This is a genomic window from Streptomyces sp. Tu 3180 (assembly GCF_009852415.1).
Classification (GTDB): domain Bacteria; phylum Actinomycetota; class Actinomycetes; order Streptomycetales; family Streptomycetaceae; genus Streptomyces.
In genome coordinates, this window is record NZ_WOXS01000002.1 from 1,215,457 (window position 1) to 1,238,257 (window position 22,801).

A 22,801-nucleotide genomic window follows, 5' to 3' on the forward strand; every position below is an offset into this window, starting at 1 on the left:
TTCCCCGCGGCTCACTTCCGGCCCGGCGTCCAGTTCATGCCCCAGCCGTAGGCGTGGTCGACGGTGCGCTGCGGGCTCACGCCCCGTTCGGGCACCAGGTAGCGGGCCTCGCGCTGGACGACGAGGTCGCCGCCGCCGGTGTTGGTGATCAGGGCGAGCGCGCAGACCGTGGAGGGGACGGTGCACTCGTCGAGGGAGAAGTCGATCGGTGCGCCGTACTGCGGCCGCAGGGTGACCGTGGCGTGCAGGTCGGCGAAGGAGCGGGCGCCCTCGTAGATGGTGACGAAGACCAGGATGCGCCGGAAGAGGTGCTTGTGGTCGAGGTTGACGGTGAGGTTCTCACCGGTGGACACGGCACCGGTGCGGTCGTCGCCGTCCAGGTGGACGAACGGGGGCTGGTGCAGGGACCCGAAGGCGTTGCCGAGGGCCTGCACCACTCCCTTGCTGCCGTCGGTGAGTTCGTACAGGGCGCACAGGTCGAGGTCCAGGTCGGAGTGCATGGCGACCGGGCGGCCCAGCTTGGCGGCCCACCCCGAGAACTGCTTGCGCACCTGCCAGTTGAGGTTCACGTGCAGGGCCCCGGAGGTGCCGCCCTGCTTGGTCAGCGAGACCGTGGGGGACGCCTTGGTGAGCGTCACCTTGGTCAGGCGGACGGGCGCCGGCGCGGGAGACACCGCGGGCTGCGGCGGGGCGGCCGGGCGGGCCGCCGGGACCGGGGGCGCGGTGACCGGGGGCGGCACCGCGGCCGCGGGGGCGGTGTGCTGCGGTTCGTCCACGGTGATGCCGTAGTCGGTGGCCAGGCCCTCGAGTCCGCTGCTGTAGCCCTGGCCGACGGCGCGGAACTTCCAGGCGCCCTGGCGCCGGTAGAACTCACCGAGCACGAACGCCGTCTCGCTGGTCGCCCCGGTGCTGTCGAAGCGGGCCGCCACGGTGCCGTTCGCGGCGTCCTTGACCTCGATGTACAGGTCCGGGACCCGGCCGAAGGCGCCGCCGTCGGAGGAGGCGGCCACGATCACGGTCTCGATGCCGGGCTCCACGCGCGTGAGGTCGACGAGCAGGGTGTCGGTGACCCGGCCGCCGGCGTTCCGCTTGCCCTCGTGGCGGACGGCGCCGGAGGAGTGGGCGGGCTGGTTGTAGAAGACGAAGTCGTCGTCGGAGCGGACCTTCCCGCCGACCAGCAGGAGCGCCGAGGCGTCCGCGTCGGGGACGCCGGGACCGGAGCGCCAGCCCACTTCCACCCTCAGTGCCGTGGCCGGAACCGGTGTGTTCGACCCTTTCGACATTGACATGTCCGCCCCCATCACAGGTCGCCGCGCCGGGCCGCGCGTCCCGGCGTCCGTCGGGTTCTCGTCCGCACAACCTATTCCCCCCGGGCGGGAACTCCCACGGGGAGTGCGTGAAGACCGGGGGCCAACCGCCGGTAACCGGCCCGGAACTCGGCCTTTACACGAAATCCGCCCGGTGGAACGCCCGTTTTCCCCAGATTCGCTCACATTGGGGATCCCAGGTCACCCCGGGCACGGAAAACAACCCTCTTATCGGTCTCCCCAACCAGCACATCGTGGGCTTAACTTATGTGCCATGACCTCCCCCCGCTCCACTTATGGTGGCGGCTACTACTCCGCCTCCTTCCCGGAGACCCCGATCTACGACTCCCTCGTGGCCGAACGAGGCACCCCGCAGATCGCCCCGATCCGGGTCCCCGCCGCGTACGACGCGCCGGCCCCCCATCTGCCCGCGCTCCCCTCGGCGTTGCCCGCCCTCCCGGCGGCCCCGTCCCAGCCCTCCTACGGCTATCCGCAGGCGCCGCAGCCCGCCCCGCTCCAGCAGGCGCCCGCGGCGTACATCCCGCAGCAGGCCACCGCGCCGCGCGGCTACCCCGGGCCCCAGCCGCAGCCGCCGCGTCCGGTCGCCCCCGGTGCGGGCTACGAGGCGATGCGCCCCGCGGCTCCCCGGCCCGCCCCGGCCCCGTACCAGGACCCGTACCACCACCAGCAGCAGTACCGCGGGTACTGATCCGTCCCGGGGCCGCCGACGCCGGCTGGCAGGATGGCCCCATGGGGAACGCGCGTCTGCACTCGATTCACATCCATCCGGTCAAGGCCTTCCGGAGCCTTCCGCTCCGCGAGGTCGTCGTGGAGCCCTGGGGGCCCGCCGGAGACCGGCGCTGGATGCTGGTCGACGACGGGGGAAAGGTCGTCACACAGCGCCAGCAGCCGCGCCTCGCGCTCGCCGCCGCCGAGCTCCTGCCCGGCGGCGGCGTCCGGCTGTCCGCGCCCGGGGCGCAGCCGGTGACGGTGCCCGTCCCCCGGCCCGGCAGGACGGTCCCGGTGGTGCTCTTCCGCGACAAGATCGAGGCGGTCCCGGCCGAGGACGACGCCGCGCACGCCTGGTGCAGCGCCTACCTCGGCGCCGACGTGCGCCTCGTGCACCTGGACGACCCGGCCACGCGCCGGCCGGTCGACCCGCAGTACGCACGACCGGGCGAGACCGTCACCTTCGCCGACGGCTATCCGCTGCTGCTCACCACGACCGCCTCGCTCGACCACCTCAACTCCCTGATCGCGGAGGGCGACCACCCGGCCGAGGGCCCGCTGCCGATGAACCGCTTCCGGCCGAACGTGGTCGTCGAGGGCACCTCGCCCTGGGACGAGGACGCGTGGACGCGCCTCACCATCGGCGAGGTCCCCTTCCGCGTCGCGAAGCCCTGCGGCCGGTGCGTGGTGACGACCACCGACCAGGAGACCGCCCGGCGCGGGAGCGAGCCGCTGCGCACGCTGGCCGCCCGTCGGCGGACCGACGGCAAGCTCGTCTTCGGGCAGAACCTGGTGCCCCTGTCCACCGGTACGGTCCGCGTCGGCGACCCGGTGGAGATCCTGGCGTAGCCGTTCCCGTCCGTGCGGACGGGAACCGGCCCCCCGACCCGGGCGTTGGCCTTCCGTGAGAGGTTCGTGAGAAACGCACGGGCGACAGGGGGGTGTGGACGGTGCGGGCGATCAGCGGACTCTGGCGCTGGCGGCGCAATCCGCTGTGCCGCGGGACCGACCTGGCCGAGGCCTGGGTGGCGCTCGCGGCGCTGCTGCTCGCCCTCGTCGCCGCCCCGGTGGCCGGCTGCCTCGTCGGCGGCGCCGCCCAGAACGCGCTGCAGCGGTCCGTCCGCGCACAGCACCAGGCCCGGCACCCGGTGCCGGCCACGGTGGTGCGCGCGCTCGACCCGTCCCCGCTGGACATCGACCCGGAGACCTCCTCCGGCCAGGGCCCGCGCAGCCGCGTCCTCGCCCGCTGGACCGCCCCGGACGGCACCGAGCGGAGCGGACCGGTGCCGACGCGCCTGGAGGACCCGCGGCCGGGCGACCGCTTCGGGATGTGGACCGACGGGCGGGGGCGCGTCGCGGCCCGTCCGCTGGACCCCGCGACGGCGACGACGCACGCCGTGCTCGCCGGGTTCGGCGCGGCCCTGGTGGCCGCGGCCCTGGCCGAGGGCGGCAGACGGCTGATCGTCTGGCGCATGGTCCGCCGCCGGTACGCCCGTTGGGACCGGGCGTGGGAGAAGGCGGGCCCGGACTGGGGCAGGACGGGCACCGGCAACTGACCGCGTTCCGCCTCCGGTCAACCCCATGCCCGCGCGCACGCTACGGTGGTCCGGCCGAACCGGTCGGCGACACCCCGCACGCGGGCCGCGGGGCCGGCCGCGGCGTCCGGCAGGCGAACGAGCCACAGGTACGACGAGGTGGGGGCACGGCTACACCATGGCACAGGGCACGGTCCAGGTGACGCACACCGGCACATCGAGGTGGCGCCGCCGCACGGGTGAGTACGCGTCGCTCGCCGCCGCCCTGGAGGCCGCGGCCGACGGCGACGTGCTCACCGTCGCCCCCGGCACCTACCGGGAGAACCTCGTCGTCCAGCGGGCGGTGACCCTGCGCGGTCCCGAGGGCTCCCCCGGATCGGTGCGCATCGCGCCCGTGGACGGCGTTCCGCTGACCGTGCGCGCCTCGGCGGTGGTGCAGGACCTGCACGTGGAGGGCCAGGACGCCGCCGCCCCGGCCGTGCTGGTCGAGGAGGGCGCCCCGGAGCTGCGCGACGTCCGCGTGGTCACCCGCTCCGCGGCCGGCATCGAGGTGCGCGGCAGCGCCCGGCCCACGGTGCGCCGCTGCACGGTCGACAACCCGGCGGGCGTCGGCATCGCCGTGCTGGACGGCGGGGGCGGGGTCTTCGAGGAGTGCGAGGTGGTCGCCGCGGGACAGGCCGCCGTGGCCGTCCGCGGTGGCGGCCGTCCCCGTCTGGAGCGCTGCCGGGTGCACCACGCCTCGGGCTCGGGACTGACCGCGACCGGGGAGAACTCGGCGCTGGAGGCGGTGGGCTGCGAGGTCTACGAGGTGCGGGGCAGCGGTGTCCAGGTGACGAACCGCGCCACCGCCCACCTCACCGACTGCGAGGTGCACCGGACCACCGGCGACGGCGTCACCCTCGACACGGACGCGGTGCTGACGCTGGCCGACTGCCGGATCCACGACATCCCGGAGAACGCGGTCGACCTGCGGTCCCGGTCGGTGCTCACGCTGACCCGCACCAGCGTGCGGCAGTTCGGCCGCAACGGCCTGTCGGTGTGGGACCCGGGCACGCGCGTGGACGCCAACCAGTGCGAGATCTTCGACAGCACCGGCGACTACCCGGCGGTGTGGGTGAGCGACGGCGCCACCGCCGTACTGGACTCCTGCCGGGTGCACGACGTGCCGGACGCGCTGTTCGTCCTCGACCGCGGTTCGCGCGCGGACGTGGTCGACAGCGACCTGTCGCAGGTGCGCAACACGGCGGTGTCGGTGAGCGACGGCGCCACCGCGCAGCTCGACGACTGCCGGATCAGGGAGGCGGCCACGGGCGCCTGGTTCCGGGACCACGGCAGCGGCGGCACCCTCGGCAACTGCACCCTGGACGGCATACAGACCGGCGTGATCGTCACCAAGGGCGCCGACCCGACCGTCGAGCGCTGCACCATCGACTCCCCGGCCGAGGCCGGCGTCTACGTCTCGGCCGGTGGCCGCGGCACCTTCCTCGACTGCCGGGTCACGGGCAGCGGCGGCTACGGCTTCCACGTGATCGACGGCAGCCGCACGACGCTCAGGAAGTGCCGCACCGAGCGCTGCGCGCGCGGTGGTTACGAGTTCGCCGAGGGCGGCGCGGACGCGGCCTCCGGCGCGGGCGGTCCGGTCGTCGAGGACTGCACGAGCGACGAGAGCGGGAGCCTCGCACCGGCTCCCGCACCGGAGCCTGCCGTGCAGACGGTGGGCCACTCCCCGGGGCTGCTGGGACCGGTTCCCGGCCGGGGTGCCGGATCCGCGCCTCCCGCGCCGGCCCCCGAGCCGGAGCGTGCGGCGCGCACCCCGAAGGACGTCCTCGGCGAACTCGACGCACTGGTGGGCCTGGAGAGCGTCAAGCGCGAGGTGCGCGCCCTCACCGACATGATCGAGGTGGGCCGGCGCCGGCAGCGGGCGGGGCTGAAGGCGGCGTCGGTCAAGCGGCACCTGGTGTTCACGGGCTCCCCCGGCACCGGCAAGACCACCGTCGCCCGCCTGTACGGCGAGATCCTCGCCTCGCTCGGCGTGCTGGAGAAGGGGCACCTGGTCGAGGTGTCCCGGGTCGACCTGGTCGGCGAGCACATCGGCTCCACGGCGATCCGCACCCAGGAGGCGTTCGAACGGGCGCGCGGCGGCGTGCTGTTCATCGACGAGGCGTACGCGCTCTCCCCCGAGGACGCCGGGCGGGACTTCGGCAAGGAGGCCATCGACACCCTGGTGAAGCTGATGGAGGACCACCGGGACGCGGTGGTGGTGATCGTCGCCGGCTACACGGCCGAGATGGAGCGGTTCCTCTCGGTCAACCCGGGGGTGGCGTCCCGTTTCTCACGGACGATCACCTTCGGCGACTACGGCCCCGGGGAACTGCTGCGGATCGTGGAGCAGCAGGCCGAGGAGCACGAGTACCGGCTGGCCCCGGGTGCGGGCGAGGCGCTGCTGAAGTACTTCACGGAGATCCCCAAGGGACCCGCGTTCGGCAACGGGCGCACCGCGCGGCAGACGTTCGAGGCGATGGTCGAGCGGCACGCGAGCCGCGTCGCCCAGCTCGACGAGCCGACCACCGACGACCTGACCCTGCTGTACGCCGAGGACCTGCCCGCACTGCCCTGAGCGCCGCCCGCGCTACGCCGAGGGCACCGGGGCACCGGCCGGGGCGCCGCCGTCGGGGCCGGGGTCCTCCGTGTGCCGCGGTGCCGGCACCTCCGGCCGCAGCCGGGCGAGCAGCCTGCGGCGCTCCTCGGCGAACGCCGGGTCCGCCTGGTAGCCGGAGTGGCCCAGGATCGGTGCGGGCAGCGGATGGGCCCCGGTGCGGCCGTAGGCGAGGGGGTCCTTGAGCGGGGCGCGGTCCACCTCGGGGCCGCCGTCGCCGGGCAGCCGCACCGGGCCGCCGATGGGGTCGGTGAGCCGGTACAGGTTGCGCCAGCAGTCGACCTCCTGGTGCAGGGAGCCGAGCGCGGCCGGACCGAAGTGGGCCGGGAACCAGCGGCCGTACAGCCGCTCCAGCGGGGAGCCGTAGGTCAGCAGCGCGACCCGTTTGCGGGTGGACGTCGGGAGCTGCCAGGCCGCCGCGGCGGCCAGGACGCTGCCCTGGGAGTGGCCGGAGATCACCAGCCGTCCGCCGGTGGCCTCGGTCCAGGTGGCGATCCGCCAGGTCAGGTCGGGCACCGCGCGCTCGGCGTAGCAGGGCGGCGCGAAGGGGTGGGCGGCGCGCGGCCAGAAGGTGCCGACGTCCCACAGGATGCCGATGGTGCGCCGCGCGGAGGCGTCCTTGTAGGCGCGCCGGCCGCAGGCGACGAGCAGGACGAAGCCCAGTCCGATCAGCCAGGACCCCAGCGCCTGCGCGGTCTCGGCGGCGCCGTGGACGACGGCGTACGAGTCCCGGGTCGCCGCGCCGGGCGTCCGGTCGGTGATCAGGGCGCCGGCGAGGGCGCCGGCGCCCAGCAGCAGGGTGGCGGCGGAGGTGACCGCGAGGATGCGCGGCGCCCGGTCGGTGAGGGCGGCCATCGCGCGGGTGGCGGCGATGCGGCGGGTGCGGCCGGGGTCGCCCGTCTCGCCGGGGTACTCGTCTTCCACGGCGGCGCGCCCGGCCCGCGCGATGCGCCAGGCGCGCCGGGCCAGCCAGCCGCCCAGCACCAGCAGCAGCACCAGCAGTGGCGGGATCACGGACGCCTGCCAGGTCAGCAGCACCGGCGGCCCGGGGATCGACGTCCCGGTGCCGTCCAGCCAGTCGGACATCCGCTGGGACACGCCCCCGGACATCACGCTGCCGAGGGCGCAGCCGAGCATGGCGACCGCCGGCCCGGCCAGGCCCCGCATCGCGGCGCGCCGGTCGGGGCGGGTGCGGTACAGGACGTGGGCGACCCCGGCGAGGACGATCACCAGGAGGCCCTGGACGAGGGCGAGGGCGCCGAAGGTCGGGTCGCCGGGCAGCCGGCCCGCCGACTCCCACCCGTCGCGTTCCCACCCGGCGTACAGGAGGGCCGACGCGAGCAGCGCCAGGGCGGCGAGGGGCAGGCCCCGCACCAGGGCCGCGTCGAGTTCGCCGTCCAGCCGGCGTTCGGTGCGGCCCCGGCGGCAGACCACCCACACCACCGCGCACGCCCCGGCCACCAGCGCCGCCTCCAGGAGCATCCCGAGCACGGCGAGGACGGCGGGGCCGCCGGGCTCGCGGTCGTGCCGGGCGGCGGCGGAGCCGACCGCGGCGGCGACCGTCAGCAGTCCGGCGGCGGTGTGCGCGGCGCGCAGCCGGGCGACCAGGCGCCGGCCGTACCAGAAGCCGGGCCGGTTCAGCGCGGTGCGGCCGCCGGTCTCCTCGGGGTCGCGGGTCATCGGCTGCTGGGACTCGTAGGCGTTCCAGGTGCGCAGGGACAGGTACCACAGCAGGCCGGTCAGGGCTGCGGGCACCAGGGCGGCGAGGGCGAGCCTGCGGCCCGGGAGGCTCCACCAGCCGCCGTCGGAGACCTCGGGCGAGAGGAACCCGAGCCAGGAGTGCCGCTCGGCGCACGCGCGCGTGCCCGCGCACTGCCAGGCGGCCAGGTCGAGGGCGACCTCGCAGGCGGCCGCGACGAGCAGCACCGTCAGGCTCAGCCCGGTCAGCCGGACCAGCAGCCCGTACAGCCGGACCGTGCGGGCGCGGCCCCGGGTCGTGGGGCGCATCCAGTGGGCGAGGTTGACCACCATGAAGGGCAGCAGCAGCAGCCACAGGGCACGGGTGCCGTTTCCGGAGGTGAGGTTGCACCAGACGTAGGCCTCGGGAACGGGCCCGTCGCGGCGGTCGGCGGGCCGCTGTTCCGCGTCGGCGTCGTCGGCGCGCCGGAACACGGCGGCGATGTCGTCACCGGTGATCCGCACCGTGCGCGGATCGTCGAGCATGGCCTCGGGGGTGGTGCCGCCCACCCCGTGGACCAGGAGTTCCAGGGCGGCCCCGGGCCGTGTGGCGGTACCGTCCGTGCTCCCGTCCGGCCCGTGTTCCCGCGTCCGTTCCACTGATGCGCACTTCCCCCGTGACACGCCGTCGGCTCCGTCCGTGCGGGCACAGGATCTCCCGTGCCGGGACGGCTCACACCTCTCGTCACGGAATCTCCCCGATCCGCGTGACGAGCAAGCAACATACGGGATACCGCCGTCATGCGCGCGACGATCCACCGGTGGCGCCGCCCGGGTCCCGGCATGCGAGGATGGGACGTCCGCGCACCGGCGACGCGGAGAACGCGCTCGTCGGAGTGGGTGCGCGGGACGGCGTGTCGGGCGGTTTCGTGGCGAAAGGACCGGAGCGTACGTGAGCGAGAATCAGAACCTCCTCGCGGAGCAGCGGCGCACCCTGATCCTCGACGAGGTCCGGCGCCGGGGCGGAGTCCGGGTCAACGAGCTGACCCGCAAGCTCGGTGTGTCGGACATGACCGTCCGCCGCGACCTGGACGCGCTGGCCCGGCAGGGCGTGCTGGAGAAGGTGCACGGCGGGGCGGTCCCCGTGGTGGAGGCGAGCACGCACGAGCCCGGTTTCGAGGCCAAGTCGGGCCTGGAGCTGAGCGCCAAGGAGGACATCGCGCGGGCGGCGGCCGAGCTGGTGTCCCCGGGCGCGGCGATCGCGCTCTCGGGCGGTACGACGACGTTCGCGCTGGCGCACCAGCTGCTCGACGTCCCCGATCTGACGGTGGTCACCAACTCGGTGCGGGTGGCCGACGTCTTCCACACGGCGCAGCGCACCTCGGGCCCCCGGCAGGGCGCGGCCACGGTGGTGCTGACCGGCGGGGTGCGCACTCCGTCCGACTCCCTGGTGGGGCCGGTGGCCGACCAGGCGATCGCGACGCTCCACTTCGACCTGCTGTTCCTCGGGGTGCACGGGATATCCGTCGAGGCGGGGCTGTCGACGCCGAACCTCGCCGAGGCCGAGACCAACCGTCGGCTGGTGCAGTCGGCGAGGCGCGTGGTGGTGGTCGCCGACCACACCAAGTGGGGTACGGTGGGGCTGAGTTCGTTCGCGTCCCTGAATCAGGTCGACACCCTCGTGACCGACTCCGGGTTGCCGGACGAGGCACGCGCGGAGGTCGCGGAACACCTGCGGCGGCTGGTGGTGGCGGGTGAGCCCGAGAACTCCGACGGGGAGCCCGCGGACCTCTGACGGCCCGCCGGCCGGATGCGCCGCCCGGCCCGCCGCGACCGCGGCTCTTGTCGAGGGGGTTACGCCCATGGCCCAGCGCCTGCGCCCCGTGGGGCCCGACTTCGTCCGGACCGCGCCCGTCCGCCTGGTCTTCTCCCGGGAGGTCTCGGCCGCGCCGGTACCGGTCTTCCGCGCACTGGCCGAGGACGTGACCGGCTGGACCGAGTGGTTCGGGGCCGTCACGCTGGCCCGCCCCCTGGACGACGGCGCGGGGCGTGAGATCCGGCTCCGGGGCGGCGTCCGCTTCCGCGAGACGGTCCTCGTGGCGGAGGAACCCGAGGTGTACGCCTATCGCGTCGACGTGACCGACGCCCCCGGCGCACGCGCCCTCGTGGAGGAATGGCGGCTGGCGCCGGCCGGGGCGGGCACGCGGGTGCGGTGGACGTTCGCCGCCGACGGCACGGCGCCGTTCCGCCTCGCGCTCAGGGCCGCTCGGCCGGGCCTCGGGCGGGCGTTCCGCTCCGCGGTGACCTCGCTGGACCGGCGGCTGGCGCGCCGGGGCCCGTCCGGCGGATGAGACCGGGCGGCCCCGGCCGTCAGCGGGGCCAGGCGCCGGTCCGCAGCAGGGTCTCGATCGCCGCCGCCCAGGGCCCGATGTCCAGGCCCTGCTCGGCCAGCCAGGCGTCCGAGTAGTACTTGTCGAGGTAGCGGTCCCCCGGGTCGCACAGCAGCGTCACCACGCTCCCCCGCCGCCCGTCGGCCACCATCTCCGCGACGATCTCCAGCGCGCTCCACAGGCCGGTGCCGGTCGAACCGCCCGCCTTGCGGCCGATGGCCCGCTCCAGGGCCCGCACGGCGGCCACGCTGGCCGCGTCGGGCACCTTCATCATCCGGTCGACGGCGCCGGTCACGAAGCTCGGTTCCATGCGGGGCCGGCCGATGCCCTCGATGCGGGAACCGCGGTCGCAGGTGACGTCCGGGTCGCCGGTGGTCCACCCCTCGAAGAAGCACGAGTTCTCCGGATCGGCGACACAGATGCGGGTGTCGTACTGCATGTAGTGCACGTAGCGCGCGAGGGTCGCCGAGGTGCCGCCGGTGCCGGCCGTGGCGACGATCCACGCGGGCTCCGGGAACCGCTCCAGCCGGAGCTGCCGGAAGATCGATTCGGCGATGTTGTTGTTGCCGCGCCAGTCCGTGGCCCGTTCTGCGTAGGTGAACTGGTCCATGTAGTGGCCGCCGGTCTCCGCCGCGAGGGCCGCGGAGGCCTCGTACATCGTGCGGGGGTCGTCCACGAAGTGGCACCGCCCGCCGTGGAACTCGATCAGGCGGCACTTCTCGGCGCTGGTCGTGCGCGGCATGACGGCGATGAAGGGGACGCCGATCAGCTTCGCGAAGTACGCCTCGGAGACGGCCGTCGAGCCGCTGGACGCCTCGATCACCGGACGGCCCGGGCGGATCCAGCCATTGCACAGCCCGTAGAGGAAGAGGGAGCGGGCCAGCCGGTGCTTGAGGCTGCCGGTGGGGTGGGTCGACTCGTCCTTCAGGTAGAGGTCGATGCCCCACCGCTCGGGCAGCGGGAAGCGCAGCAGATGGGTGTCGGCCGAGCGGTTGGCGTCGGCCTGGACCCTGCGCACGGCCTCTTTCAGCCAGGCACGGTAGCCGGGGTCGCTGCGGTCGACGTCGAGGACGGCGCCGGTCAGGGTGGGTTGGGGAGTGCTCACGACGGGGCTCCTTAAGCTGAGCGCCGACGGCGTCTCGCGCGGCCGGTCCACCGATCATAAGCACCCGTCACACCACTTCCCACCTGCATAAACGCATCTTTGAGCGGCTCAAAGGGGCCCCTGGGGCACAGGGGGCGCGGGGGCGCAGGGGCGCAGGGGCCCGAGTGCTTCGGGCGCCCCCGGGAAGGAGGCGCGCGCACTGGTGCTCGACGGCGGGTGGGGGCAGACTGCACCGGCGGGAGCAGGGCCCCGCACCGGGGCACACTGGTTCTGGACACGAGCCGGCCCGCGGAGCACGGTCCGGCACACCGACGCGCACAAGGGGGCGGGCGGCATGGCGGAGCCGGAGTTCACGGCCACGGGCGTGCGGATCGGCAAGCGGCTGCGGTCGCTCACCCGGGCCGGTCAGGTCCGGATCAGCGACGGCAGGCTGGAGTTGCTCACCAGCTACGGCAGCGAGATCGACAGCGCGCCGGTGCAGGCGGTACGCGCGTCCAGGCCCTGGTTCGCGCCCGAGGACCGGGCGCTGGCGGACCTCAACGGCAAGCGGTACCTGCTGACCCTGGGCGACCACGACCCCGCGCCGGGTGAGCCCGGTCCGCCCGCCGCCCGCCGTTTCATCGAGGCCGTGCGCCGGGCGTCGGGGCGCGGCGCCTGAGATGACCGTGACTTGCGTCACTTCACCCCTTGCGTCACGCTGGTCTCACGTCACTCTGGGTTTACCGGCGATAACGCTGCGAACCAGCCCGCCGGCCACGACAGCAGGCGGCAGCGTCACGCAGGCGCCCTGCTGGATCCGTCTTCCGTGTTCTTCCGGACCTCACGTCGGGGAGTCGCAGCCGTGATCACTCACCCAAGCAGGCACTGCGCGGTGGAGCTCCAAGCCCTGCCGTCGCGGATCGGCCAGGTCCGCAGAATCGTATCTGCGCAGTTGCGCTACTGGCACATGGATTCACTGATAGACCGGGCCTCGCTCGGTGTGACGGAGTTGCTGTCCAACGTCCACCGGCACGCCCGGCCCGACAAGACGTGCACCGTCGAGATGGAGCTGCTGCTCGACCGGCTCAAGGTCTCGGTGCGCGACCACGACCCGCGTCTGCCGGTCCTGGAGGACGCCGGTCCGCTCGCCACGTGCGGGCGGGGGCTGGCGATGGTGGCCGCGATGAGCGAGAGCTGGGGCGCCCTGCCGGACGGCGATTCCGGCAAGGTCGTGTGGTTCATCCTGCCGACGCCCTCCCGGACCGCCCCGGCGGCCTGGGACCGCCGTCCCCGGCTCGTGGCCGGCGAGCGTCCCGGCCACCGGTTCGCGGAGGTGGCGCTCGGCGAGCCCGCCGAGGACCACCGGCCCGAACCCGCTCCCGCCCGGTCCGCCGTCGCCGGCTGACCGGGCGGCGGCCTCGTCGCGCACGGCGCCCCCGCCCGGTGGCGACGGCCCGCGGCACGCCCGGGCGGGCCTCGCGCCCCGTCGGCGCCGCGCGACGGCCCGCGCGGGGGCGGCCGGGCCGGGGGCGGCGGTCACACCGCACCTCCCCGGCCGCCCCCGAACCGCTCGTCCAGGACGGACAGCCGCCGCCAGTACTCGTCCTCGTCGATCCCACCGGAGGCGAAGCGCCGGCCGAGCACCGCGACGGGCGAGTCGGCCTCCTCCGCGGGCCGCCCGGGGCCCCGGCGTCCGTGCCGCACCGTACGGCGCAGCAGCGCGGCGCCGACGCCGACGAGCAGGGCCCAGACCAGGGGGAGGAGCAGGATCCACGGGCCGGGCCCGCCGTCGCCGAAGTGCGCCAGGGTCTGCATGGTCGTTCAACTCCTCGGATGCGTCGTCTCGTCGCTCCCTGTGCGACCCCTCGAGGGTCACCCCGCGAGGGGTGCCCGGTCGTCGTACGGCCGGCGGCACCGTGCGCACCTCCCGGGGAGTACGCGGGCGGCGGGCCCCTGCTCCCCGGGCCGCAGAACGCCCGCCTTCTGTACCTACTGGTATGTACAGTGGGGGCATGAGCACCTCGGAGCGACTGATCGAGTCCACGCGCGAGCTGCTGTGGGAGCGCGGGTACGTGGGCACCAGCCCCCGGGCGATCCTGGAGCGGGCGGGCGCGGGCCAGGGCAGCATGTACCACCACTTCAAGGGGAAGCCCGACCTCGCCCTGGCCGCGATCCGGCGGACCGCCGCGCAGCTGCGGGCCGCCGCCGAGGCGGTGCTCGACGGCCCGGGGACGCCGTACGAGCGCATCGAGGCGTATCTGCTGCGCGAACGCGACGTCCTGCGCGGCTGTCCGGTCGGGCGGCTCACGATGGACCCGGACGTCGTCGCCGACGACGTGCTGCGCGCCCCGGTGGACGAGACCCTGGACTGGCTGCGCGAGCGGCTCGCCGGGATCGTCGAGGAGGGCAGGGAGCAGGGCCTGTTCGAACCGGGGCTGGACGGCGGGGAGGTCGCGGCGGCCGTCGTCGCGACCGTCCAGGGCGGCTACGTACTCGCCCGCGCCTCCGGCTCCCCCGCCGCCTTCGACGCGGCGGTGCGGGGCGTGCTCGCGCTGCTCGCCCCCCGGAAGCCGTGACCTCTCTCCCCCGTCGCCCCGTGCCGAGGAGGCCTTCGTTGCACGCCATGCAGTACGAACTCACCCTGCCCGCCGACTACGACATGGGCATCGTCCGGGACCGCGTGGCCCGGCGCGGGCATCTGCTCGACGCCTGGGAGGGGCTCGGCGTCAAGGCGTACCTGGTGCGCGAGCGCGGGGTGCACGGTTCGCCGGTCAACCAGTACGCGCCGTTCTACCTGTGGAACACGGTGGAGGGCGCGAACGGCTTCCTCTGGGGCGGCGGTCTCCAGGGGATCGCCGACGACTTCGGGCGCCCCCGGGTGCGGTGGTGGACGGGCCTGGCGTACGAGGAGGGGACCGCCGCGGGTGCCGCGCCGGTCGTCGCCGTACGGCGGCGGCGCCCCGTGCCGGACGGGGTGAGGCTCGGCGAGGTGGCCGAGGAGGCGGTCCGGGAGTGCGGGCGGCTGGCCGGCGAGGACGGTGCGGTGCTCGCCGCGGCGGCCGTGGACACCGGCGCCTGGGAGCTGGTCCACTTCTCGCTCTGGGGGCACGACGCGCCCGGGGCGGACGGCGAGGTCTTCCGGGTGCTGCACCTGTCGGCGCCGGAGCGGGACCGGCTGCCCCGGGGACGCCGGTGGTGAGCGCGGTCCGCGCCGTGCCGGGCGGGGCACCGCCCGGCACGGCGCGGACGGGACCGGCGGCGGTCCCGGGACGGCGCACCTGCCGGGCCGGCCGCGGTCCCGGCTCGCGCACGCCGTCGGCGCGGACGCCGCGGGGCGCGTCCGCGACGCCGGTCCCCGCCGGTTCGCCGTGGACCGGCGTCGCGCCCCGGCCGGGTGCCGGCGCTCAGGTGGCCGCCTGATCGCTGTCCCGCAGCGCGCCCCAGCCGTGCCAGCGCTCCACCTCGATCCAGGCGCTGACCCGGGCGCGCTCCCGGTCCGGGTAGGCGTCGCCGGTGTAGTGCCGGGCGAGGCGGTCGATGTCGGTCAGGCCCTCGTCGTCGCGCATCTCGACGACGCGGCCGATCAGGGTGACGTGGGTGTACCAGTCGTCGGCCAGGACGGTGAGGGTGACGCGCGGGTCGCGGCGCAGGTGCTTCAGGCGCACCCGTCCCTCGTCGAGGCTGATCAGCGCGCGGCCGTCCTCCCACAGGTACCAGGTGGGGGTGGAGACGGGCGCGCCGTCGGAGCGGAGCGTGGCCATGACGCAGGGGTGGGGGCCGCGCAGCAGGGCGTCGGCCTCGGGGGGCAGCGGGGGCTTGGACACGACGGTCTCCTCCGGGGGGTTCGCGTAGGGTCCCGCACGCTTCGTACGGGGGCTCAGGTGGCGGGTTCGTCGAAGCTGGCGTAGTAGGCGGCGGCCATGTCCTCGTCGCCGTGGCCCCGGGCGGCGGCCCGCTCCAGGCGTTCGGCGCTCGCGGCGGCCACGTCCAGGCGGACGCCGTGCCGTTCGCCCGCCCGCACGATCAGACGGGCGTCCTTGGCGGCGGTGGTCACGGCGAACTGGGCCGGGGACAGCCGTCCGTCGAGGATCAGGCCGGCCTTGGCGTGCAGGTAGCCCATGTCGAGCGGACCGCCCGCGATGAGGTCGAAGAAACCGTCCGGTGCGACGTCGAGTGCCCGGGCGAGGGCGAGGGTCTCGCCCGCGGCGGCGGTGGCCGCCAGCACCCAGCTGTTGGCGACCAGCTTCAGCCGGGTCGCGCTGCCCGCCGCCCCGTCCTCCCCGGTCCACACGGTGCGCGCGCCGACCGCGTCGAACACCGGCGTCACCTTGTCCCGGCCCTCGGCGGGGCCGGCGGCGAGCACGGTCAGCTGTCCCGCCTCGGCGGGCTGCCGGGTGCCCAGGACGGGGGCGTCGTAGAAGTGCAGGCCGTGTTCGCGGGCGAAGCCGGCCAGTTCGGCGACGCCCTCGATCCCCGCGGTCGTGGACTGGGCCCAGGCCGTTCCCCGGCGCAGGGCGGGAGCGGCCTGACGCATCGTCTCCAGCGTGGCGGGACCGTCGTACAGCATGGTCAGCACGACGTCGGCGGACTCGACCGCCTCGGCGGGGGTGCCGGCGACGTGCGCGCCGTCGGCGGCGAGCGGTTCGGCCTTGGCCCGGGTGCGGTTCCAGGCGCGGACGGCGTGCCCGGCGCGGACGAGGTTGCGGGCCATCGCCGCGCCCATGATGCCGGTGCCCAGGACGCTCACGGTGAGCTTGTCGGTCATGACGTGCGCTTTCCTTCTGTCGGGCCGTCTTCTGCGATCGGTGCTCGTCGATCATTGTGCGCGGTCCGGTCCCGCACGGGTTTGGACCACGCGGGTCCGGTGCCCGCCGATCCGCTACACCGGCGCCGCCAGCGGGTCGTCCAGCACCGGCTGCCAGGCCAGTTCGGCGGCGCCGACCAGGCTGTTGTGGTCCAGGGTGCAGGGGAGGATCGGGACCCCGCCGCTGCGGCCCCACAGGCTGCGGTCGGCGACGACGGCGCGGAGCCGGTCGGGGTCGGCCTCCAGGAGGGTGCGGTGCAGGCCGCCGAGGATGATCCGGTCGGGGTTGAGGATGTTGACCAGGCCGGCCAGGCCGAGGCCGAGGCGGTCGATGAGGGTCTCGGTGGCCGTGCGCACGGCCGGGTCGCCGTACTGCCCGCGGATCAGGTCGTCGGCCTGCTTCAGCAGGGACATCTCGGGGCCCGGTGCGCGTCCCGCCGCGGTGAGGAGGGCCAGCGGGTCCGCCTCCACGTCCAGGCAGCCGCGGCTGCCGCAGTGGCAGGGGCGGCCCTCGGGGTTGACGGCGAGGTGGCCGACCTCCAGGGCGAGACCCGAACTGCCCGAGTGCAGGCGGCCGTCGAGCACCAGCGCACCGCCCACGCCCCGGTGGCCGGTGGCCACGCACAGCAGGTCGCGGGAGCCGCGCCCGGCCCCGTGCCGGTGCTCGGCCAGGGCGGCGAGGTTGACGTCGTTGGCCGCGAAGGCGGGTCCGGGCAGGCCGGCCGCCCGTACCTGCTCGGCGAAGATCTCCCGCACCGGCGCGCCCGCGGGCCAGGCCAGGTGCAGCGGGTTGAGCGCCAGCCCCTCCGGTTCGGCCACCGCCGACGGCACCGCGAGGCCGGCGCCCACGCACCGCCGTCCGGTCTCCCGCAGCAGTTCCGCGCCGGCCGCGACGACGGAGCCCAGCACCTTCGCCGGGTCGGCGTCGACCACCTCGCAGCCGGGCGTCGTGGCGACGATGCGGCCGCCGAGCCCGACCAGGGCGGCCCGGAAGCCGTCGGCGTGGACCTGCGCGGCGAGGGCCACGGGCCCGTCCTCGGCGACCGAGAGGCGGTGCGAGGGGCGCCCCTGCGAACCGGCCGCCGCACCCGGCCGGGCGTCCACCCGGATCAGCCCGAGCGCCTCCAGCTCCGCGGCGACCGCACCGGCCGTGGCCCGGGTCACCCCGAGCTCGGCGGTGAGCACCGCGCGGGTCGGCGCGCGTCCGGTGTGCACGAGCTCCAGCGCGGGGCCGAGCGCACCGCGTCCCCGGTCCAGCCGCGTCCTCGAGGTGGTCCCTTCCCCCGCCGGCCGGGGGTCCGCCTTCCCGCTCATGAGGGCGAGTCTCCCATGATCCGCAACCGGCGCCGACTACAGGCCGCTGACCCGCAGGGTGATGTTCAGCCGTCCGGTCAGGCCCAACTCCCGCGGCGCCGTGCCCGCGTGCACCTTCGGCACCCCGTGGTACGCGAACCGGGACGGCCCGCCGAAGACGAACAGGTCGCCGCTGCGCAGCTCGACGTCCGTGTAGGGGCGGGTCCGGGTCCCGGTGTTGCCGAAGCGGAAGACGCAGGTGTCGCCGAGGCTCAACGACACCACGGGCGCGTCCGCCTTCTCGTCGCTGTCGCGGTGCATGCCCATGCGGGCGTCGCCGTCGTAGAAGTTGATCAGCGCGATGTCGTACGCGGCGTCCCGCGCGGTCCCGGCGCCGAGCGTGTCGGCCACCGCGCGGCGGGCCAGTGCGCCGAGCCGGCCGGGGAAGGGCTTCACCGGGGCTCCGTCGCCGTCGACGACGGTGCGGGAGTAGCCGTACGGGTACCAGTGCCATCCGAGGCAGACCTGCCGGGCCGTCATGGTGCCGCCGCCGGGGGTGCGCACCGTGCGCAGTCCGGCGGGCGGCCGGGCCCACTCCCGGCAGTCGTCGAGCAGCTCGCGCTGTGCCCGGGCGTCCAGCCAGTCCGGCACGTGCACCGCGCCGGGCGCCACCTGGGCGCGGGTGCGGGGGAACAACTCGGCGTCCATGCCCCCATCCTGCCCGACACGTCCTGAGCTGCGGCTCGGCTAGCCTGGACGCACGATGAACGACCGCATGACGACTCCGTGGGGCGCGCCGGCGCTGACCCGCTTCCCCGAGGACCCGCGCGACCGGCTGCGTGCCTGGGACGCCTCCGACGCGTATCTGCTCAGGCACCTCGCCGAGCGGGAGGTCCCGCTGTCCGGCACGGTCGTGGTCGTCGGCGACCGCTGGGGGGCGCTGGTCACGGCGCTCGCGGAGCACCGGCCGACGCAGATCACCGACTCCTGGCTCGGGCAGGAGGCGACCCGCGCCAACCTGGCCCGCAACGGTGTCGGGCCCGGCACGGTCCGGCTGCTCACCACGCAGGACCCGCCGCCGGGCCGGATCGACGTGCTGCTGGTGCGCGTGCCGAAGAGCCTGGCGCTGCTGGAGGACCAGCTGCTGCGGCTGGCGCCCGCGGTGCACGAGGGCACGGTCGTGGTCGGCACCGGCATGGTGAAGGAGATCCACACCTCGACGCTGGACCTGTTCGAGCGGATCCTCGGTCCGACCCGCACCTCGCTCGCCGAGAAGAAGGCCCGGCTGATCCTCTGCACGCCGGACCCCGCGCGGGAGCGGCCCGCCAATCCGTGGCCGCACCGCTACACCCTGCCCGACGACGTCGGCCCGGTCTCCGGCCGGACCGTCGTCAACCACGCGGGCGTCTTCTGCGCCGACCGCCTCGACATCGGCACCCGGTTCTTCCTCAAGCACCTGCCGGCCGGCCGGAGCGGCGACCGGGTGGTGGACCTGGGCTGCGGCAACGGCGTGATCGGTACGGCGGCGGCGCTGGCCGATCCGCGGGCCGAGGTGCTGTTCGTGGACGAGTCCTTCCAGGCGGTGGCGTCCGCCCAGGCCACCTACCGGGCGAACGGCGTTCCCGGGCACGCCGAGTTCCGGGTCGGCGACGGCCTGGCGGGCGTACCGGCCGGCAGCGTCGACCTGGTGCTCAACAACCCGCCCTTCCACTCCCACCAGGCGACCACCGACGCCACGGCCTGGCGCATGTTCACCGGCGCCCGGCGCACCCTGCGCCCGGGCGGCGAGCTGTGGGTGATCGGCAACCGGCACCTGGGGTACCACGCGAAGCTGCGGCGGCTGTTCGGGAACGGCGAAGTGGTGGCGTCCGACCCGAAGTTCGTGGTGCTGAGGGCCGTGAAGCGCTAGGGGGTGTCGTTTGGATCTTGCCGGGGCCGCGGGGCCCGGCACGCGCATCTGCGGCGTTGTCGTCGGTTGCCGGGGCTCCGCCCTGGCGCCCTCCTCCGCCTTGCGTCCGCACGCACCAGACCCCGCTCGGGTCGGTCCGCAAGGCACCGTTGCCCGGAGTCGGCCTGGTCCGAACGACACCCCCAGGTCCTGCCCGTGTGGCCTCCCGTCGATCGTGGTGGAGGGGGCTGTCCACGGGGCCGTGTCGCCGTCGTACAGGGCCACCGGTGTCCGGTCGAGGTCATCTCCCCCTGCGTGTGGCTGTACCACCGCTTCCCGCTGTCGTTCCGCGAGGTCGGGGAGCTCGTGCCCGAGCTCGGGATCGCCGTCTCCTGTGGGACGGTGCGCCGCCGGGGCGCCGCGCGGCGGAAGTGTCCGTGTCGCTCAGGTGCGCAGGCGGCCGGGGAGATCCTCGAGCAGGTAGGCGAGCGTTTCCGCACCATGGAGCAGTGCCTGCACTTCGGTCTTCTCGTCGGAGTCGTGCCAGTGGTCCTCGGGCAGGCCGGTGCCGTGGAACAGGACGGTGGCACCGAGTGTCCCGGCGAGGAGGGCGGCGGGGGCTCCGCCGCCGTTGCGGATGCGCAGCGCCGGGCGTTGCAGGGTCCGGCTCATGGCGTTCTCGAGCGCGGACAGGGCCGGGTGGTCAGCGGGGGTGACGTAGGGGTCCTGGTTGGTGGTGGAGGTGGTCAGTTCGTGTTCGAAGCCGTCCCTGATCTGCTCGGCCACCCAGTGCCGCAGTTGCTTCATGACCTGCTCGGCGCTCTGGTCGGGTACCAGGCGCAGGGTGATGTCGGCGGAGGCGACCGCCGGGATGACGCCGCGGGCGGGGTCGTCGGGGTCGCCGCCGAGCAGGGTGACGACCTCGGCGGCGGGCCGGGTCCACACGCGTTCCAGGACGCTGTGCCCGGCCTCGCCCTGCACGCTGCGGCTGCGGGTGCGCTCCAGCCACTCGTCCGTGTCGAAGACGATCGCGGCCATGCCCCGGCGTTCCTCGGCGGACGGTTCCGCGACCGTGTCGTAGAAGCCGGGCAGGGCGATCCGCTCCCGGTCGTCGTGGAGCCGGCCGGCCAGGCGGCAGATCTCGGTCAGGGGATTGGGGGCGGCCCCGGCGACGACGCCGCTGTGCACGTCCCGGCGCGGTCCGCGCACCTCCAGGTGGGCGTTGACCGAGCCGCGCACACCGGTGCAGACCGCGGCCTCCTCCAGGGACCAGAGCATGGTGTCGGAGACGACGACCACGTCGGCCGCGAGCCGGTCGGCGTGCTCGTGCACCAGGTCGGCCAGGTGCGGTGAGCGGACCTCCTCCTCTCCCTCGATCAGGTACTTGAGGGTGACCGCGGGGGCACTGCGGCCGGTGGCCTCCAGATGGGCGCGCAGGGCCCAGATGTGGGTCAGCACCTGTCCCTTGGCGTCCGAGGTGCCGCGCCCGTACATCCGTCCCTGGCGCAGGGCCGGCGCGAAGGGGGCCACCTCCTGCCACTCCTGGTCCTTGACGGCACGGACGTCGTGATGGCTGTAGACCAGCACCGTCGGCGCGTCGGGATCCTCGGCCGGCCAGTGGGCGAACACGGCCTGCAGGCCGTCGGTGTCCCACTCCTCCACGTCGGGGAAGCCGGTCTCCAGCAGATGGGCCTGCAGCCAGCGGGCCGACCGCATCACGTCCCGCTCGTGGGCGGGGTCGGCGGACACGGACGGGATGCGGACCCAGGCCGCCAGGTCGTCCAGCAGCGTGTCGACGCGGTCGTGCAGGTAGTCGTGTACGGCGGGTTCGGGTTCCTGCATCAGGTGCTTCCTTCGGTGTCGGCGGGCGTGGCGGTCCGGGCCCGGTCCGGGGGAACAGCGCCGCCAGGCGGTCCCGCAGGGCGTCCCGGAGGTCGTCCAGTCCTTCGCCCGTGCGGGCGGACACGGGGACGGCGGCCGGGTGGATCCTTCGCAGCGTGTCCATCTGCTCGGGCGCGGCGAGGTCCGCCTTGTTCAGCACCAGCAGTTCCGGCACGTCCCGCGCGCCGATGTCCCCCAGGACGCCGCGGACGGTGGCGATGTGCTCCGTGGCCTGCGGGGAGGAGGCGTCGACGACGTGCAGGGCCAGGTCCGCCCGCGTGACCTCCTCCAGCGTGGAGCGGAAGGCGTCGACCAGTTGGTGGGGAAGGCGGCGCACGAAACCGACGGTGTCGGTGAGGGTGTACGTCAGCCCGTCGGGGGTGCGGACCTGGCGCACGAGCGGGTCGAGGGTGGCGAACAGGACGTCGGCGACCTCGGCGTCCGCGCCCGCCAGCCGGTTCAGCAGGGCCGATTTCCCGGCATTGGTGTAACCGGTGATCGCCACGGACGGGACGCGGTCACGGGTCCGGCGCCGCCGCGTCACCTCCCGCCGGCGGGCGGTGCGCCGCACCTGCTCGCGCAGGGTCCGCATGCGCCGGCGCAGGTGGCGGCGCTGGATCTCCAGCCGCATCTCGCCGCGTCCGCGGACTCCGACACCCGCGCCGCCGGCCATCCGGCCGCCGCCGATGCGCGACATCTCGCGGCCGTGGCCGCGCAGCCGCGGCAGCTCGTAGGCGAGCTGTGCCAGCTCCACCTGCGCCTTGCCCTCAAAGCTGCGGGCGTGCTCGGCGAAGATGTCCAGGATCAGCCCGGTGCGGTCCACCACCCGCACCCCGGTGCCGTCCTCCAGGCCGCGCACCTGCGCCGGAGTCAGCTCGCCGTCGGCGATCACCACATCCGCGTGCCGGGCCCCGACCAGCTCCGCGAGCTCGCGCACCTTGCCCGAGCCGAGGTACGTCGCCGGGTCCGGACGGTCGCGCACCTGCACCATCCGGTCCGCCACACCGATGCCGTCGGTCGCGGCCAGGCGCTCCAGCTCGTCCAGGGACCCCCCTCCCGGGGGGCCGGAGCCGTCCCGGTCCGTGAGCGCGAGCAGGATCGCCCGCCACTGCCGCGGTGCCGTGTCGTCCGCGGGGGTCCTCGCTCCGGGACGCTCACCGGTCAGCCATGTGCCTGGCATGATCGTCTCCGTTCCTGCCGAGGGCCGTGCACTCCGGGCCGGGGTCCGGTGCCTCGGCGAGAAGCCGGCCCCTCCGTCCGCAGGAGGATCTCCGCACGGCCGGGAGGACGGCGGAACTCCCAGGTACCCCTCGGCGGCCGTGCATGCCTCGGCGCCGGCAGGAAATCCGTGACCGGTTGCCGCCCGTGTCCGAGGAGATCCCCTACGGCTCCGGCACGACGGACACCGGCCCGTCGTCCACGACCGGGACCCCGGCGCCCGCTCGCCCGGCGGGAAGAGGGTCCGCCGGACACCGGGCCGGACCGACCGGGAGCACCCCTGCGGGCAGAACGGGACACTCGTGCCTGCCTCGGACGGGCGCGAGGCCGGCATGTCCT

The 22,801-nt window shown here is 75.0% G+C and carries 20 protein-coding genes and 1 pseudogene; 12 read left to right on the plus strand and 9 right to left on the minus strand.

Annotated features, from left to right (window positions below):
- Nucleotides 1–11: 11 nt before the first annotated feature.
- The gene (locus tag GL259_RS06345; protein WP_159538425.1) at nucleotides 12–1,283 is read right to left on the minus strand and encodes a TerD family protein; all 1,272 of its coding nucleotides are present in this window, start codon (nucleotides 1,281–1,283) and stop codon (nucleotides 12–14) included.
- A 298-nt stretch (nucleotides 1,284–1,581) separates the two neighbouring features.
- Here GL259_RS06345 and GL259_RS06350 point away from each other — a divergent pair, with 298 nt between their 5' ends.
- The 4 genes from GL259_RS06350 to GL259_RS06365 all read left to right on the plus strand — a co-directional run bounded on the left by GL259_RS06350 (nucleotide 1,582) and on the right by GL259_RS06365 (nucleotide 6,188).
- Nucleotides 1,582–2,016: a DUF6643 family protein gene (locus tag GL259_RS06350; RefSeq protein ID WP_159529987.1), complete on the plus strand. Its 435-nt coding sequence runs from the start codon at nucleotides 1,582–1,584 to the stop codon at nucleotides 2,014–2,016.
- A 41-nt stretch (nucleotides 2,017–2,057) separates the two neighbouring features.
- Nucleotides 2,058–2,885, plus strand: coding sequence for an MOSC N-terminal beta barrel domain-containing protein (locus GL259_RS06355; protein WP_159529989.1), 828 nt, complete (start codon nucleotides 2,058–2,060; stop codon nucleotides 2,883–2,885).
- Between the two features lie 101 nt (nucleotides 2,886–2,986).
- Nucleotides 2,987–3,592: a hypothetical protein gene (locus tag GL259_RS06360; protein ID WP_159529991.1), complete on the plus strand. Its 606-nt coding sequence runs from the start codon at nucleotides 2,987–2,989 to the stop codon at nucleotides 3,590–3,592.
- A gap of 157 nt (nucleotides 3,593–3,749) precedes the next feature.
- On the plus strand, nucleotides 3,750–6,188 hold the full coding sequence (locus GL259_RS06365) for a right-handed parallel beta-helix repeat-containing protein (protein WP_159529993.1): 2,439 nt from the start codon (nucleotides 3,750–3,752) through the stop codon (nucleotides 6,186–6,188).
- A gap of 12 nt (nucleotides 6,189–6,200) precedes the next feature.
- Here GL259_RS06365 and GL259_RS06370 read toward each other — a convergent pair whose 3' ends face one another.
- Nucleotides 6,201–8,450, minus strand: coding sequence for a hypothetical protein (locus GL259_RS06370; protein WP_243762547.1), 2,250 nt, complete (start codon nucleotides 8,448–8,450; stop codon nucleotides 6,201–6,203).
- Between the two features lie 406 nt (nucleotides 8,451–8,856).
- Between GL259_RS06370 and GL259_RS06375 the strand changes: the two genes are divergently transcribed.
- Both GL259_RS06375 and GL259_RS06380 read left to right on the plus strand, forming a co-directional pair.
- Nucleotides 8,857–9,699, plus strand: coding sequence for a DeoR/GlpR family DNA-binding transcription regulator (locus GL259_RS06375; protein WP_159529997.1), 843 nt, complete (start codon nucleotides 8,857–8,859; stop codon nucleotides 9,697–9,699).
- A 67-nt stretch (nucleotides 9,700–9,766) separates the two neighbouring features.
- Nucleotides 9,767–10,255, plus strand: coding sequence for an SRPBCC family protein (locus GL259_RS06380; RefSeq protein ID WP_159529998.1), 489 nt, complete (start codon nucleotides 9,767–9,769; stop codon nucleotides 10,253–10,255).
- A 19-nt stretch (nucleotides 10,256–10,274) separates the two neighbouring features.
- On the opposite strand, the gene GL259_RS06385 is transcribed toward GL259_RS06380, so the two are convergent.
- The gene (locus GL259_RS06385) at nucleotides 10,275–11,399 is read right to left on the minus strand and encodes a PLP-dependent cysteine synthase family protein (protein WP_159530000.1); all 1,125 of its coding nucleotides are present in this window, start codon (nucleotides 11,397–11,399) and stop codon (nucleotides 10,275–10,277) included.
- A 334-nt stretch (nucleotides 11,400–11,733) separates the two neighbouring features.
- Between GL259_RS06385 and GL259_RS06390 the strand changes: the two genes are divergently transcribed.
- Complete coding sequence (locus tag GL259_RS06390) at nucleotides 11,734–12,057, plus strand: hypothetical protein (RefSeq protein ID WP_159530002.1); 324 nt, start codon at nucleotides 11,734–11,736, stop codon at nucleotides 12,055–12,057.
- Between the two features lie 183 nt (nucleotides 12,058–12,240).
- Nucleotides 12,241–12,783, plus strand: a complete 543-nt coding sequence (locus GL259_RS06395) for an ATP-binding protein (RefSeq protein ID WP_208026443.1) — start codon at nucleotides 12,241–12,243, stop codon at nucleotides 12,781–12,783.
- Between the two features lie 131 nt (nucleotides 12,784–12,914).
- On the opposite strand, the gene GL259_RS06400 is transcribed toward GL259_RS06395, so the two are convergent.
- Nucleotides 12,915–13,193, minus strand: a complete 279-nt coding sequence (locus GL259_RS06400; protein ID WP_159530004.1) for an SHOCT domain-containing protein — start codon at nucleotides 13,191–13,193, stop codon at nucleotides 12,915–12,917.
- Between the two features lie 197 nt (nucleotides 13,194–13,390).
- On the opposite strand from GL259_RS06400, the gene GL259_RS06405 reads away from it, so the two are divergent.
- Together GL259_RS06405 and GL259_RS06410 are read left to right on the plus strand one after the other, a co-directional pair.
- Entirely contained in the window at nucleotides 13,391–13,954 is a 564-nt protein-coding gene (locus tag GL259_RS06405; protein ID WP_243762264.1) for a TetR/AcrR family transcriptional regulator, read from the plus strand.
- Between the two features lie 38 nt (nucleotides 13,955–13,992).
- A complete protein-coding gene (locus tag GL259_RS06410; protein WP_159530008.1) occupies nucleotides 13,993–14,577 on the plus strand; it encodes a DUF4865 family protein in 585 nt (194 codons plus the stop codon).
- Between the two features lie 205 nt (nucleotides 14,578–14,782).
- Here the strand turns inward: GL259_RS06410 and GL259_RS06415 are convergent, their stop codons facing one another.
- The 4 genes from GL259_RS06415 to GL259_RS06430 all read right to left on the minus strand — a co-directional run bounded on the left by GL259_RS06415 (nucleotide 14,783) and on the right by GL259_RS06430 (nucleotide 18,183).
- Entirely contained in the window at nucleotides 14,783–15,202 is a 420-nt protein-coding gene (locus GL259_RS06415) for a PPOX class F420-dependent oxidoreductase (protein WP_159530010.1), read from the minus strand.
- A 53-nt stretch (nucleotides 15,203–15,255) separates the two neighbouring features.
- Nucleotides 15,256–16,143, minus strand: a complete 888-nt coding sequence (locus GL259_RS06420; RefSeq protein ID WP_159530012.1) for an NAD(P)-dependent oxidoreductase — start codon at nucleotides 16,141–16,143, stop codon at nucleotides 15,256–15,258.
- A 114-nt stretch (nucleotides 16,144–16,257) separates the two neighbouring features.
- Nucleotides 16,258–17,496: an ROK family protein gene (locus GL259_RS06425; protein WP_159530014.1), complete on the minus strand. Its 1,239-nt coding sequence runs from the start codon at nucleotides 17,494–17,496 to the stop codon at nucleotides 16,258–16,260.
- A gap of 36 nt (nucleotides 17,497–17,532) precedes the next feature.
- The gene (locus tag GL259_RS06430; RefSeq protein ID WP_159530016.1) at nucleotides 17,533–18,183 is read right to left on the minus strand and encodes an alpha-ketoglutarate-dependent dioxygenase AlkB; all 651 of its coding nucleotides are present in this window, start codon (nucleotides 18,181–18,183) and stop codon (nucleotides 17,533–17,535) included.
- A gap of 67 nt (nucleotides 18,184–18,250) precedes the next feature.
- Here GL259_RS06430 and GL259_RS06435 point away from each other — a divergent pair, with 67 nt between their 5' ends.
- Together GL259_RS06435 and GL259_RS38615 are read left to right on the plus strand one after the other, a co-directional pair.
- The gene (locus GL259_RS06435) at nucleotides 18,251–19,384 is read left to right on the plus strand and encodes a methyltransferase (protein WP_159530018.1); all 1,134 of its coding nucleotides are present in this window, start codon (nucleotides 18,251–18,253) and stop codon (nucleotides 19,382–19,384) included.
- A 282-nt stretch (nucleotides 19,385–19,666) separates the two neighbouring features.
- Nucleotides 19,667–19,771 (plus strand): annotated as a pseudogene (locus GL259_RS38615) (IS6 family transposase); the annotation flags it as partial.
- Between the two features lie 36 nt (nucleotides 19,772–19,807).
- Here GL259_RS38615 and GL259_RS06440 read toward each other — a convergent pair.
- On the minus strand, nucleotides 19,808–21,205 hold the full coding sequence (locus GL259_RS06440) for a M20/M25/M40 family metallo-hydrolase (protein WP_159530020.1): 1,398 nt from the start codon (nucleotides 21,203–21,205) through the stop codon (nucleotides 19,808–19,810).
- Nucleotides 21,206–22,801 lie beyond the last annotated feature (1,596 nt).

Excerpts from the sequence above, each read along its gene's own strand:
- GL259_RS06345 (WP_159538425.1), bottom strand. The coding sequence starts at position 1,283 with ATGTCGAAAGGGTCGAACACACCGGTTCCGGCCACGGCACTGAGGGTG.
- GL259_RS06350 (WP_159529987.1), top strand. The coding sequence starts at position 1,582 with ATGACCTCCCCCCGCTCCACTTATGGTGGCGGCTACTACTCCGCCTCC.
- GL259_RS06355 (WP_159529989.1), top strand. The coding sequence starts at position 2,058 with ATGGGGAACGCGCGTCTGCACTCGATTCACATCCATCCGGTCAAGGCC.
- GL259_RS06365 (WP_159529993.1), top strand. The coding sequence starts at position 3,750 with ATGGCACAGGGCACGGTCCAGGTGACGCACACCGGCACATCGAGGTGG.
- GL259_RS06370 (WP_243762547.1), bottom strand. The coding sequence starts at position 8,450 with ATGCTCGACGATCCGCGCACGGTGCGGATCACCGGTGACGACATCGCC.
- GL259_RS06380 (WP_159529998.1), top strand. The coding sequence starts at position 9,767 with ATGGCCCAGCGCCTGCGCCCCGTGGGGCCCGACTTCGTCCGGACCGCG.
- GL259_RS06390 (WP_159530002.1), top strand. The coding sequence starts at position 11,734 with ATGGCGGAGCCGGAGTTCACGGCCACGGGCGTGCGGATCGGCAAGCGG.
- GL259_RS06400 (WP_159530004.1), bottom strand. The coding sequence starts at position 13,193 with ATGCAGACCCTGGCGCACTTCGGCGACGGCGGGCCCGGCCCGTGGATC.
- GL259_RS06405 (WP_243762264.1), top strand. The coding sequence starts at position 13,391 with ATGAGCACCTCGGAGCGACTGATCGAGTCCACGCGCGAGCTGCTGTGG.
- GL259_RS06420 (WP_159530012.1), bottom strand. The coding sequence starts at position 16,143 with ATGACCGACAAGCTCACCGTGAGCGTCCTGGGCACCGGCATCATGGGC.
- GL259_RS06425 (WP_159530014.1), bottom strand. The coding sequence starts at position 17,496 with ATGAGCGGGAAGGCGGACCCCCGGCCGGCGGGGGAAGGGACCACCTCG.
- GL259_RS06430 (WP_159530016.1), bottom strand. The coding sequence starts at position 18,183 with ATGGACGCCGAGTTGTTCCCCCGCACCCGCGCCCAGGTGGCGCCCGGC.
- GL259_RS06435 (WP_159530018.1), top strand. The coding sequence starts at position 18,251 with ATGACGACTCCGTGGGGCGCGCCGGCGCTGACCCGCTTCCCCGAGGAC.
- GL259_RS06440 (WP_159530020.1), bottom strand. The coding sequence starts at position 21,205 with ATGCAGGAACCCGAACCCGCCGTACACGACTACCTGCACGACCGCGTC.